General features: G+C 65.3%; 9 protein-coding genes and 4 pseudogenes. 3 read left to right on the forward strand and 10 right to left on the reverse strand.

The genetic code is table 11. The features are described from left to right. Positions 1-199 (forward strand): annotated as a pseudogene (locus JJV70_RS22775) (fusidic acid esterase FusH); the annotation flags it as partial. Positions 200-675: 476 nt separating this feature from the next. Here the strand turns inward: JJV70_RS22775 and JJV70_RS22780 are convergent. From JJV70_RS22780 to JJV70_RS13995, 5 genes and pseudogenes are all read right to left on the reverse strand, one after another. Beyond that, entirely contained in the window at positions 676-855 is a 180-nt protein-coding gene (locus JJV70_RS22780) for a hypothetical protein (protein WP_257573918.1), read from the reverse strand. Between the two features lie 419 nt (positions 856-1,274). Beyond that, positions 1,275-1,451: pseudogene (locus JJV70_RS23500) on the reverse strand (transposase); the annotation flags it as partial. After that, positions 1,448-1,657, reverse strand: a pseudogene (locus JJV70_RS23505) (transposase); the annotation flags it as partial. The pseudogenes JJV70_RS23505 and JJV70_RS23500, both read right to left, overlap by 4 nt. A 268-nt stretch (positions 1,658-1,925) precedes the next feature. Beyond that, on the reverse strand, positions 1,926-2,375 hold the full coding sequence (locus JJV70_RS13990) for a PH domain-containing protein (protein WP_219048205.1): 450 nt from the start codon (positions 2,373-2,375) through the stop codon (positions 1,926-1,928). 354 nt (positions 2,376-2,729) lie between these two features. Further along, positions 2,730-6,107, reverse strand: a complete 3,378-nt coding sequence (locus JJV70_RS13995) for an ALF repeat-containing protein (protein ID WP_308294815.1) — start codon at positions 6,105-6,107, stop codon at positions 2,730-2,732. Between the two features lie 403 nt (positions 6,108-6,510). Between JJV70_RS13995 and JJV70_RS14000 the strand changes: the two genes are divergently transcribed. Beyond that, positions 6,511-7,086 (forward strand): hypothetical protein, encoded by a 576-nt coding sequence (locus JJV70_RS14000; protein WP_306823459.1) that lies wholly within the window; start codon positions 6,511-6,513, stop codon positions 7,084-7,086. Positions 7,087-7,106: 20 nt separating this feature from the next. Here the strand turns inward: JJV70_RS14000 and JJV70_RS14005 are convergent. The 3 genes and pseudogenes from JJV70_RS14005 to JJV70_RS22795 form a co-directional block, all read right to left on the reverse strand. Then, positions 7,107-7,927, reverse strand: a pseudogene (locus JJV70_RS14005) (transposase family protein). 234 nt (positions 7,928-8,161) lie between these two features. Further along, positions 8,162-9,148 (reverse strand): reverse transcriptase domain-containing protein, encoded by a 987-nt coding sequence (locus JJV70_RS22790; RefSeq protein WP_257573919.1) that lies wholly within the window; start codon positions 9,146-9,148, stop codon positions 8,162-8,164. Beyond that, complete coding sequence (locus JJV70_RS22795) at positions 9,145-9,477, reverse strand: hypothetical protein (RefSeq protein ID WP_257573920.1); 333 nt, start codon at positions 9,475-9,477, stop codon at positions 9,145-9,147. The genes JJV70_RS22790 and JJV70_RS22795 overlap by 4 nt, the downstream gene beginning before the upstream one ends. Positions 9,478-10,394: 917 nt before the next feature. On the opposite strand from JJV70_RS22795, the gene JJV70_RS22800 reads away from it, so the two are divergent. Beyond that, positions 10,395-10,547 carry a hypothetical protein gene (locus tag JJV70_RS22800; RefSeq protein ID WP_257573921.1) on the forward strand — a complete coding sequence of 51 codons (153 nt, stop codon included), beginning with the start codon at positions 10,395-10,397 and terminating at the stop codon, positions 10,545-10,547. Between the two features lie 100 nt (positions 10,548-10,647). On the opposite strand, the gene JJV70_RS14025 is transcribed toward JJV70_RS22800, so the two are convergent. Continuing rightward, positions 10,648-11,436, reverse strand: a complete 789-nt coding sequence (locus tag JJV70_RS14025) for a S16 family serine protease (protein WP_374227299.1) — start codon at positions 11,434-11,436, stop codon at positions 10,648-10,650. A gap of 76 nt (positions 11,437-11,512) precedes the next feature. Then, positions 11,513-12,157: an IclR family transcriptional regulator gene (locus JJV70_RS14030; RefSeq protein ID WP_219048207.1), complete on the reverse strand. Its 645-nt coding sequence runs from the start codon at positions 12,155-12,157 to the stop codon at positions 11,513-11,515. Positions 12,158-12,221 lie beyond the last annotated feature (64 nt).

Here is a 12,221-nt window from a genome sequence, read left to right on the forward strand (position 1 = left end):
CTACTGGGACCAAGGCAAGCACTGGTCCGCCGGCTGGGGACGCTTCGTAAACGGCTCCGACCTGGGCACCCTCAAGTTCGGCGATGCCACCGACGACAACAAGGCCGACCTGTTCGTTCACACCACGGACGGCAGAGTCGCCGTGCGCACCAACCGCGGAAACTACTGGGACAGCGGCAAGGTCATGATCACTCTCTGAAACTGCAGACCTGAGGGCGTCGAATGATCGACTGCTCCTCTGGAGTGCTAGAGCAGGACGCCTCTTCCTCCCCGCCCACCGATGGGACGCGGGAGGTCGGGGCGTCCTGCTCCGGCCATATCGACAGACTGACTGAGGCAGGATCTCTGAGAAGCGTTCTTTTATCTGTTTTGCCAGATTTTCTGGGTATATCGAGGGACCCCCGGGCCGGGATTTGGATGACTTCCAGGTACTACAGCCGGAGATCTTGAGGGCCGGTGATCGGCGGGATTGGCTGGTGGTGGGCCTAGTTCGGAGGCGGTCCGGTAGCGGGTCTCCGCGGCGTCGGTAGTGGCTGACCATGGCGCGGGTCTGGTGGAGGCGGCGCCATAACTCGCAGGTCAGGACGGTCTCGACGGGATGGTGGGGGTTGAGGTGGGTGGCGGCCAGGCAGTGCCGGATGGTATGGACCGAAGGCCGCAAGAGCGGGCCGGGGATCAGCCAGCGGCCTCGCTCTCGTCGGTGCCCGGCGCTTTTCCCTGATCGGGCGCCTGCTCCCGGCCGGAATCCAGCTGGGATTCGAGGGTCTGGCCGGGTTCGGGGATGGCGGCGCGCTGGACGCTGAGGAACGCGGTGGACAGCATGCAGGCGGTGACGTGACGCTGACAGGGGCCCACTTGCGGACCTGGTACTGGGCCAGGTGACAAGCTGCTTGTTGATCTCGTTGTCCTCCTCGATCTGCCAGCGGCCGCCCGCCCGGGCAATGACATCCGAGACCGTGCTGCCGACGGGGGCGTGGACGAGGAAGCAGGCGATCTCGCGGTGGAGCCGGCCGTCCTTGCCGCCCCGGTTGGGGTGCACAGACCGCCGCAGTACCAGCCAGTGCGTGAAGCCGTCGGCCGGGTCCTCGTCCTTCACGGTCACGGCGAAGGCCGTCCAGTCGTAGAGACGCTCGCCCTTGGCGCCGCCGCAGGAGCGGCGATCCCACTTGGTCGCGGACTTTCGCATAGTGGAGCAGGTCATCGGCGCGCTTCACGGCGGGCTGGCGCGGCTTGCCCGGCGAGCCGTCGATCGGCAGGCCAACGGGGACGCCGAACACGTACGGCACCTTCCGCCCGTCGCACCAGACCCGCAGCTGCGGATCCCGGCCGTAGCCAGCGTCAGCCAGCACCCAGGAGAACGGCATGCGAGCGGCCTGGGCCTGCTCGAGCATGGCGATGGCCAACTCGGGCTTGGTGGCAAACGTGACATCGTCTGGAACTCCGCGCCTCACGGCACCGCTCGCGCTCGGCCGTCCACTCCTCGGGCAAGTACAACCGCCGGTCGATGAAGGCGTGCCCGGCCTGAGTGGCGTAGGTGAGCATCACCATGGTCGGTCTGGCAGTTGCGCACATCTCCGGTCAGACCGCAGTGCTGGAAGGCCACGCCGACCGACTTGGTGCCCTTCTTCTGGGCCTGGGTGTCGTCGATGACCAGCGCCGCGTCCGGGCCCCGCCCAGGTGCGTCACGGCGTAATCGCGGACCGCGTCACGCAGCTGGTCCGCCTCCCAGACCGAGCCGCTGAGCAGCCACTGCATCCGGTCGGCGGTCACATGCCCGGCCCGTTCCGACAGCGTCCAGCCCAGGCTCCGTCACAAGATCTCCGGCTGTAGTACCAGCCAGGCCGGCTGGACGGCTTCATCTCCAAGACCGGCCTCATCTCGCGTCACCATGACGTCACCCCGAAACGAAAACCTCAGTTAAATACCTACGACTCAATCGACTTCTGGTGAAATTCGCGGAGCTGCGCCACTTTGAGATCGAAGTGCCTTTCGCCCCTGTCGTGCGGCAGGGGGAGTTTTCGGGTTTTTCCGTTGCGCAGCAGGAATGATACTCGGCGAAGGTCGTAGAAGTGGGCATTCTCCGTAATGACTTGGATTTCCGCAACTTCGCTCCAGGGTATATATGTCCGCCTTAGTGGTGTTTGAATGTGAACACCGTGCGCGTAGACATGCAGCCGATTAAAGATCAGGTAAGAAGGGATGATAATGAGCAAGCTTCCGAAAATGAGCCCGGATAGGACCCAATTGTCTGTCAGCGTCCCTGCGGACTCCCACTGCACAGCGGTCACCGCGAGTACCGCCACCCCTGTGGCGACGGGGGCCCACCACTGATCTTTCCCTGGCGGCACGAAAGTTAGCTCTGGTTTATCGTTCATGAGAGGATCTTTCATGAGTCGGGTTTTATAAGCGCGCTTTCGGCATCATGGTTGGAGCGTACCCGGCAACTACTATGATGGCGTATACGCGATTTCTGAAGCTTTACCCCTGCCGCTCGAGCAATGCCGAGCGACAGGGGAAAATGTGCATGTTGGAATAGTGGCGTAGCGACCTTAGTTAGCTTTCATAAAGCTGAAGTGACTTATTGACCTAGGTGAGTCGCATCCAATTCATGTTGACTTGATTACATCAGGGCAATTGCGTCCACTTCGAGACTACAGCTACTTTATCGCCACTATCGGCAACGCTCAATTGAAGAGCGAGGGCCGTCGATTACGTGAAAGCCCCCTTGGTTAGTCGAAAATGCTGATGATCGGGGATACGAGATCATGGGCGGCATCTGAGAGCTGCCGCGTAATGTCGCTGTTAAGGAGACCTCGTGCAGACCTTCCCAGGCCGAAGGCAGCTAGCCCTAGTGCATTGCTTAGTACGGAGTCCGCGAACTCCTTACTGTTTATTCCGTACTCGATACCTGTGGCTACAAGGCTGATCGCGCCCGCCAGGAGAGACAAGCCGCCCAATCCAGCTGCTACGCCAGCAAAGATCGGCGCTGCAGGGGCTGTGACAACAAAGCACAGGCTGAGAGCAGCAAGGCCTCCAGAGATACCTGCGGCGAATCCAAGTTTGATGCTGACACCGTTGGAGAAGTCCGCCCACCAGGCAGCATCCTCGTACCAATCCTCGTCCTCCTTATCCCCCTTGCTGCCATTATCATTGACCTGATCGTGAGTGGGATTGTCGGATGGGTTGCGGTTGTTCTCCCGCGCTTCTACCGAATCCAGGTATGCTTGTCGGGCAGCTTCGGCTGCCTTCTGCCTCCGCAGGTCAGCTACTATCTGCCGGGCTTCGCTTGCAGCTGTTGCCGCTTCCTTCGCGTCTTGGCCGGCTGCGAGCGCGGACTGACGGGCGTCCTTCGCTGCCGCCTGAGCACTGTAGGAGGACGCCAATGCCGCGTGAGCAGCATCGGTGGCCTTGTTCGCAGAGTAGTAAGCAGCACGGGCTGCGCTACGCGCCGTCGCTGCTGCGCTTTTGGCTTGGTTCGCCGATCCCTGTGCTGCGGCGGCGGAGGCATCGGCCGCATTTGCATTCGCCCGAGCCTCCTCAGCGTGGCCGGAGGCCCGTTCTGCCGAAGCCTGCGCCTTGTCTGCCCAGTCGGCTGCCTCACCAGCTTCTTCGCGGGCTTCGGCTGCGGCCTTCGACGCCAGTTCCGCATCTTCCTGTGCCTTGGCGGCGATCTTCGCTGCAGCGGCGATCGATCCGCGGATCGCCGCGATATGCGTGGCGGAGTCGTGGTCAAGCTGGGCGGTCTTGTGCTGGACGACGTCGATGAACTGGCGATGCATCCATGTCGGCCCTTCCAGGGCAACCGAGGCGGCAGCCTTGGTGTAAGCACCGCCGTTGGCGCGGAGCGTTGCGATGGCAACACTGTCGTCTTCGTGCACCGCTTTGGGGTAGGTCTTGTCGAAAAATTCCTTGAGCGCATGAGGGGTGTTCACATCCAGCGCATCGGTCGCTGCGGCATGGACGGCGCTGCCGGGGTCGTTGTCGAGTATATGACCGATCTGGACGCGATAGTCGTCAGCGCCGGCTTCGGCGATCCCGTCGGTGAGGAATTGACGGATCGCGTTCGCGTTATCGCTCTCCAGCGCCAGCTGCGCGGCCTTTGCTACTGCAGGAACAGAGACTTGGGCCATATAAAGGGCGGTCTCGCGGTCGTCTTGCCCCTGGGCAATGGATCGATCGGTGTCGATCCAGGCATGCACGTCGGCGTCTGAGCCGGACAGCGCGTACTGAGCCGCGCACTTCGTCCAGCCGCCCTTGGCCTCGAGCAGGCCCACGGCTGCCTTGCGACCCAATGTGGCGGCCAGCGACAAATCTCCCGCTGCGAGCGCCTGCTCAGCTCGGGAGATGATGCCTTGGAGAGCAGCCTCGGTTTGCTCGGCCTGGAGGAGCTTGTCAGCAAGCTGAGCCAGTTGGTCGGCTTCAATCTCGGCCAGTTGCTTTGCCTCTTCCATCCCCTGAAGCTTGTCTTCCTCCAGAAGCGTCGTCTCCGCGTCTCGTGCTGCCTGCTCCACAGTGATGGCTTCTTCGACGGCCTTGGTGGCGTTGTCGGCCGCCTCGATGGCTGCAGCGGCGCGAGCCGTGGACGTGTTGGCATAGTCGATTGCCTTACCTGCATTGACAACTGCTTCATCGGCAGCGTCTGCCGCATTCTCCGCATGCCCAGCGGCGGAATTGGCCGCATCACGCGCGACGCGTGCTGCGGCCGCGGCCTTGTTGGCCAACCTCTGCGCGTTGACGGCAGCGCTGCTGGCCCGGTTCGCAGCGGTGGAGGCAATGCTGGCCTGGCGCCGGGCTTCTGCGGCCTCCTGCTGAGCGACGCCGGCAGCTGCCGCGGCGTCGGCGGAGGCGGAGGCGGCAACTGCCGCATTCTGAGCAGCGGAAGCGGCTTCAGAACCAGCAGTGACGGCTGCTTCTGCGGCGGCGGCGGCTTTGCCAGCAGCGGCCGCGATCGTACGAGCCTTACCCGCCGCGTCACGGGCCGCACGGGCGGCGTCTTTCGCCGCCTTAGTGTGAGCGGCGTCCTTGGAGGCGGCAATGGCGGCGTTATAGGCCCGGGCGGCGGCGCGTCCGGCGGTCGCGGCTGCCTGGGAAGCCGCAGTTGCAGCCCAGGCAGCACGCCGTGATGCGGTGACAGCCGTGTGCGAGGCTCTGATGGCGTTTCGCGCGGCGTCCGCCGCGCCCTTGGCAGCACTGGCCGCCTTGCGGGCCGCAGCACCGGACTTCTTCACGTCCTCCTGGGCGGCCTCCGCTTCAGCCGCTGCTTTCTCGGCGGCCTCTTTCGCCTTTTCGGCGGCAACCTTGGCCCGCTCAGAAGCTTCGACAGCGAGGTCAGTCTCGGCTTTGGCCCGCTGGCCTTCCCGTTCGACCACAGCGACAAGTTCTTCGATAGTGCCTGACTCTTGGTCACGGGCACGGGCTATGTGCTGACCGGTCTCAAGGAACCAACGGACGTCTTCTGTCGTGCCGTCGAGGGCGCGGCTGGCGTACTTTCGCACCTCAGGGCCCGCGCTTACCAGCATGACAGATACCTCGACCTGCATGTCCTCTGCGCGAGCGCTGTACTGACCGCTGGTTAGAAAGTCCGACAGGACCTGCATCGTCCCAGATTCCAGGGCCGCGGAACCTTCTCGCTGGACTGCCTTACCACCGGTGGACATGATGACGGCCGTGGCCACACTCAAATCTTCTGTGATCGCTGGCTTGAAGCCTTCGGAGAGGAAGTTCGCGATGGCACTGTCGCCTCCTTCAAGCGCAGCGACAGCCTCCCGGCGCATTCCCTTGCCGGCACGTGCAAGATAAGTGGCAATGGCAACGTTGTTGTCCTCAGCGATCACCTTCGGCAGCTCATCAGCAAGAAAAGTGGTGATGTCGGCGCCAGTGCCACTAAGGGCGAATGCTGCGGCGGCCTTGGTGGCTCTACCGCCCGTCAGCCATGCCTTGACTACCTTCGCGCGCTCGGTATCCGGAAATGCAAGGGAGTTGGGCGCTTCACTTTTCGCGGCTTGAGCCACGCGCGGGAAAGCTATGGGTGAGGCTGCTGCAGCAGTAGTAACTGCCAGCATGCTGAGGAAACGGCGCCGACTCAAAAAAGTCGTCTGAATGGTCACTGAGTGTTCTCCTCGAATCCGCCCAAGAGGGCATGCCGGAGTGGTAGGCATCTAACGACTTTCCCTGAAGGCAGGTCGCAGTGCATCGAGCTGCCTTAGGAGTTACCTGATGCATCTTCAGGCCACAAGGATAATGACACATGCGAGCCTTCAAGGGAAAGAGCGAGACGGTTGCGCGGTGATACCATTTCGTAATGGGGTCGTGACTGCCTCGTAATTTGCAGCCGAACCTGAGCTCCGCCTGGCGTGACGCACGCCACAAGAGTGCGCTTTTGTTTTGCGCGGGGTGGCAAAAATGCATATGCTGATCCGGCAGGGATGCCAACTGCGCACATCTGCACAAGTGTTGACCGCTTCCTCAAAGGGGATTGAAGGCCATGCAGGCCCTGCATCCATCAGCAGCATGTCCTTGCGTGTCGCCTCCTCGCATGGAGAAGCGACCTGTATCTCTCATCTAACGGAGACGAGAAACCTCATGAGGTTGCTTTCTCGAGCGCTGGTCCCTGGCTTGGCCGCCGGCGCTGTCACCCTCCTGGTACTCAATGTCGGCGCGTCGCCGACACCAAGGAGTGTATCTGCATCAATTCCAGTTGCCGACAGTTCTCCGGGCTATGCGGTGGAGGACTTCGTGTACCCCCAGGCCGATAAAATACTCCAGGATCGGGGTATTATCCTCAAGCGGGGAGATGGGCACATCGTTCTCGCCGAGTGTGGGAGCCAGGAGGGGCTCTTGAGGGTGAGGGCACGTGACCTGGAAGATACCTGCTTCCGCGTAACGGGAAACAAGGGTTATCTCAGTTTGGAGATTCCGTCGGTTCACCTCATTAAGGGAAACGACTACCAGACCACGGTCAACATGACGGTCGATGAGGAAGAAAAGACCTACGACATCATCGAGAACGACTGGACCGCAGTTGGCGAGCCCACTGATCCGGACAGGCGTGAACACATGCTCGTAGAGATCGTCACTTCTCTTTAGTGAGGTTTTCTCAGTGAAGGTCATTTCCAGTGCCCGTTGAGGACAAGGGCGGCGCGTGCGATGTCACCGATCCGGCTGGGGCAAGCGTGACGTACTTCAGTGTCTTCCAGCGCACCTTGAGCTCGGCGGCGGCCCGCTCGCCCAGGGACCGGACGCCGCACTGAAGCGCGTTGTAGGTGCGGTTGTCGGCGTGTAGATGGTCTGCGCTGTGCCCGGCGGGCTTCTTGACGGGGGTGTGGATGCCGATGCCGGCGCCTTCGTAACCGGAGTCGGCGAGGGTGCGCAGGCCCTGGCGGGCCGCCGGGTAGAGCGCGGGAAGGCCGTGGGCGCGGGCGGCGGTCAGGTCGTGGGTGGAGCCGGGCTCGGTGTCGGATGTCCACAGCGGGGTGCCGTCCGGGGCGCCGAGGAACTGCACGTTTGCGCCGAAGCGCTTGTGCTTGCCGGAGTACCAGGCGTCGATCTCCTTGCCCTTCACACTCAGCGCGGTCCCGGCGAGTCGGTCCGTGGCGATCAGGGTGCCGTCCAGGATCACGTGGCTCATCCCCTCATGGCGGTAGCGTTCCAGCACCTCGTGCAGGTTGGGAGCCTGTGCGGCCAGGACGTCGGTGCCTTCGCGCGGGTAGCGGTAGCCGGTGGCCTGGGAGATACCGGCATCCCGGGCCAGGCAGTGCACGCAGCCGCGTGTGCGGAACCAGCGCAGCACCAGCACCACCTGGCGGAAGGTGCCCAGCGCCCGCGAGCCCTTGGGGGTGCCGATCCGGCGCCGGTGCGCGGCCAGCAGCCGCGACAGGTACTCCACCACGTGGAGCGGGACCTCGAACGTGGCAGCATAGATGACCAACGTGAAGCCTCTGGTTCAGCTGACGATCTTGTGGAGAGAACCGTCCTACCAGGGGCTTTACGTCTGCCTACAACCGGGGTCCGCCTGCCGTTCCATCCCCAACCGCCAGGAACACCCCGCAACGCGAAGATCATTTCGCTGTAGGGTCGGGGGCTGGCGCGGTGGCGGAGTGCTTCCGCTCCGTTTCCAGCCCCCGCCGCTTCGAACCGTGCATGCGGTTCTCCCGCACACGGCTCACCGACGCCGTTCACCGGAGGCATTCGGTCTCTCCCGCCAGGGCTTGCCAGCCCTGGGTGCCACGACGGTTCCGTACGGGCTGATCAGGCCGAGCCGATTCGGAGACGAGACCGTCAGCACCCACCACCCGAAGTTCCGGCTACGCCGGTGCTTCTTGCTGATGAAGTGCGCGACTCGCTCCTCCGCGTATCGTCCGATCTTGCTGAAGCGACGGGCAGAATGGCCATACCTGAAGTACGCCATCCAGCCGCGGAGGAACAGATTCAGATCCTCCACGATCGCTTCGGGATGCAGCGGTAGCCAGCGCCGGGCGGTGATCTCCCGGATCCGGTCCCTGGCGTGCTGCATCGCCCGGTTCGAGGGCCAGCGGGCAAGGAACTCGACGCGTCGGCGTCCGTGCAGCCCCCGGGAACGTACCTGGCGATGGTGGAATCCGAGGAAGTCAAAGCCTTCCCCGCCCACCCCCAGGTGCACGATCCGGGTCTTGGCCGCCTTCGGCTTCAGCCCCAGTTCCCCCAGCAGTCCGACCAGTTGGGCCAGTGCCCGCTCAGCCTGACTGCGGGAGAAGCACATCACGACCAGGTCATCGGCATAGCGGACCAGGGTCCCGTCGTGCTCGTCCCACGCCCGGTCCAACCGGTGCAGATAGACGTTGCACATCAGCGGTGAGATCACACCGCCCTGCGGAGTCCCGGTCACCGGCCGTCGCACCTGCCCGTCCTCCATCACCCCGGCGCGCACGATCTGCCGCAGGAGCTTGAGAACAGACTGGTCGCAGACGCGTTCTTCGACCGCCGACATCAACTTCTCGTGCGGGATCGCCGAGAAGCACTCGGCGATGTCCGTCTCCACCACCCACCGCCTGCCCCGATGGTGCTCATCGATGAGCACCTGCAAGGCGTCATGCGCCGAACGTTTCGGGCGGAACCCGAAGCTGCACGCCAGCATGTCGGCCTCGAAGACCGGCTCGAGCACGATCTTCATCGCGGCCTGCACGTGCGGTCACGAACCGTCGGGATGGACAGCGGCCTTCGCTCGTCCTTCACCCCCGGCTTGGGGATGAACACCCGGCGGGCAGGAGAGGGCCGATACTGCCCCCGCCTCAACTCGTCGGCCAGCTCGCCGAGGAGACGGTCGATGCCGTATTCCTCGATGCCGGCCAGGGTGGTGCGGTCGATGCCCGGTGCGCCGTTGTTGGCACGCACCATGGCCCACGCACGCCGGAGAACATCCCTGCGGTGGATCTTGTCTCCCAGCGCGTGGAACCGCCGTCCGGGATCGGCCTTGGCCGACCGGTAAAGCGCATGCTGCAAGGCACGGACCGTATCCGAGGGAGAACATCCCCCGACGGCGGGACTAGCCACGTGGGCACTCACCGAGCCCCTCCTTCACTTCATGACGCACCGACGAAGCAGTGGCCCTTCCCTCGCCGGGAGTTGTGTTGTCTCCCGGCTGCAAGCGGTACTACGGCCACCTCCGACGCCCACCCGGCCCGCGCCCACTTCCCGGGATTACCGGTTATAGGACACGCCGCTTCCGATGACGCCTGTCCGCAGGTCATCGGGCCAGGGAGGGCCTCCCCAGTTCCCGTCGCCACCTTCGATACGTTCCGCGCCCCATACGCCGGGGAGTCCTTCACGGCTGCCCGTCCAGGATCTTCACCGCTTCCATGGCCTTCGCCCCGATTTCGAGAGGCTCGGCACTCCCTCGTTCCACCCCGAAGAGTGGCTGAGTAACGACGCCGCAGGCTTCGCGTGATGCTACGGACCGTATCGTCGCTCCCCCTGTCACAGGGCCATTGACGCTGGGCTTCGACGCCGGACGTTTCCCTCCGACGCCGCCAGCCTGCTACCGGGCCTCCTGGCAGCTACCCGGACCGGACTTCCACCGGCAGGCGACGACAAGCTTCCGAACAGCAAGAACACCGCTACCTCACGGTGTCACCTCCTGTCCTGCTGGGCGCACGAGAAAGCCTCACTGCGATGAAGTCACGCACCGCATTGACACCTACCCTCGGCGCCGCGACCGTGGCTGGCGCCTTGGCGTGGACCCTGGTGGCCCAGGTGCAGCCCTTTGCCGCTGCCGCCGAACCCGTATCCGAGACGGAGCCCGGGTATGCCGTTGAGGATTTCAACTACCCGAGGGTCTCGGAGATCTAGCTAGGCCGAGCAGCTTCAAGGTCACCGGTGAGGAGGGCTTCCTGACCCTGGAACTCGAATCAGTGTTCGGCGTGCGGACCAACGACTACGAGAACACCAACCTCCAGATGACCGCTGAGGGGGACCGCGTCGAGTACGACCTCCCCGCGGACAGCTGGGAGGGTATCGGTGAGTCTGTGGACGGCCGGGAACACGTCCTGATCGAGATCAGAGTCAAAAAGTAACCTCTTCCCCTAGTTGAGTTGGTTCTGCTGCTCCCCAGGCTGGGGAGCAGCAGAACCGCGAAGCGGGCGGAGCCCGTGCGGCGGGGCGGGGGCGGGCGGCTCAGCATCGGGGTACGCCGCCGCCCTCGCGCAGCCCCTCCAGCGCGTCCAGTGCCCCGTCCAGGGTGCGGACCGGGACCAGGCGCAGGCCGTCCGGCAGCTCGGCGCGGGCCTGCGCGCACTCGGCCCGCGGCACCAGGAAGACGCTCGCCCCGTCGCGCGCGGCGGCCTGCGTCTTCAGCGGGACGCCGCCGACCGGCCCGACTGTGCCGTCGGCCTCGATGGTGCCGGTGCCCGCGATGGTGCGTCCCCCGGTGAGGTCCTCGCCCCCGGCCTTCTGGATGATGCCGAGCGCGAAGAGCAGTCCGGCGCTCGGCCCGCCGATCTCGTCCAGCCGCAAGGTGACGTCTACGTCGTCGCCCGCGCTGCCGAGCGTGTCGAAGGCGGCGGCCTCGGCGGCCGTCTGGGACTGGGTCATCGCGTCCTCGTTGTACTCGCGGATCTCCTCCGGCGAGTCGCCGACGGGGTAGACGACGTCGGTGGGCATGACCGCGCGGTCCCCGGCGAACCAGCCGGAGACGACATCGGTGAGGCGGACCGTGGCGTCCGGCGGGGTGGCCGCGATCGTCGTCATCAGCAGCTCGCCCCCGGCCACCGCACCCGCGCCGTCGGCGCCCTCCACCGCGATCACCGGTTCGCCCTCGTGTTCGCCGAGCACGTCGGCGGTGACGCCCGGCTGGGCCAGGGTGTAGGGCAGCGGGGCCAGGGCGGCGGCGGCGATCAGCGCGGCGAACGCCAGAGCGCACGCGGCGAGCACCGGGACCCGGCGGGCGGCGAGAGCAGTGAGCACCCGTGCAGGATAGAACACGGCGCCCGCCCCAGTCCGGCCCGGCCCCGGCGCGCGCCCTGCGGGCAGCCGGTGGCGGTCACCGCAGGGCGTCGGCCACCTCATGGGCGGCGCACACCACGCGGTCGCCGACCTTCTCCGGCACGGACTCGGACAGCATGACGACGCCGACGCTGCCCTCGATCCCGGCCACGCCCAGCAGCGGCGCGGCGGCACCGCTGGCGCCCGCCTCCAGCTCACCGTGGGTGAGGACGTAACCGGCGTCCGCCTCGGGGCCGGGGTGGCGGCCAGCGAGGATGGCGCGGCCCGCCGCACCCCGGTCCAGCCGGTGGCGGAAGCCGGGCCGGTAGGCGACGTGGTAGTCGGTCCAGCTGGGTTCGACCACGGCGACGGCCAGCGCCTCGGGGCCGTCCACGAGGGTGAGGTGCGCGGTGGCGCCGACCTCTTCGGCCAGCGCGCGCAGCGCGGGCAGCGCCGCCTCGCGCACCAGCGGGTGCACCTGGCGGCCCAGGCCCAGGACGCCGAGCCCGACGCGGGCCCGCCCGCCCAGGTCACGGCGGATGAGGGAGTGCTGCTCCAGGGTGGCGAGCAGCCGGTAGATGACCGTGCGGTTCACGCCGAGCTTGTGGGACAGCTCGGTGACGGTCAGTCCGTGGTCGGTATCGGCGAGGAGTTTGAGGACTCTGAGCCCTCTGTCGAGCGTCTGAGAGGTCTCCGCGGTCACGACGCCCCCCTTTCGGGTGAGAGCCGACGGCCGACCACACGTCTGGCGTGTACCGCCGCCCAGG

The sequence above is a fragment of the Streptomyces sp. JJ66 genome (assembly GCF_019303495.1).
Classification (GTDB): Bacteria; Actinomycetota; Actinomycetes; order Streptomycetales; family Streptomycetaceae; genus Streptomyces.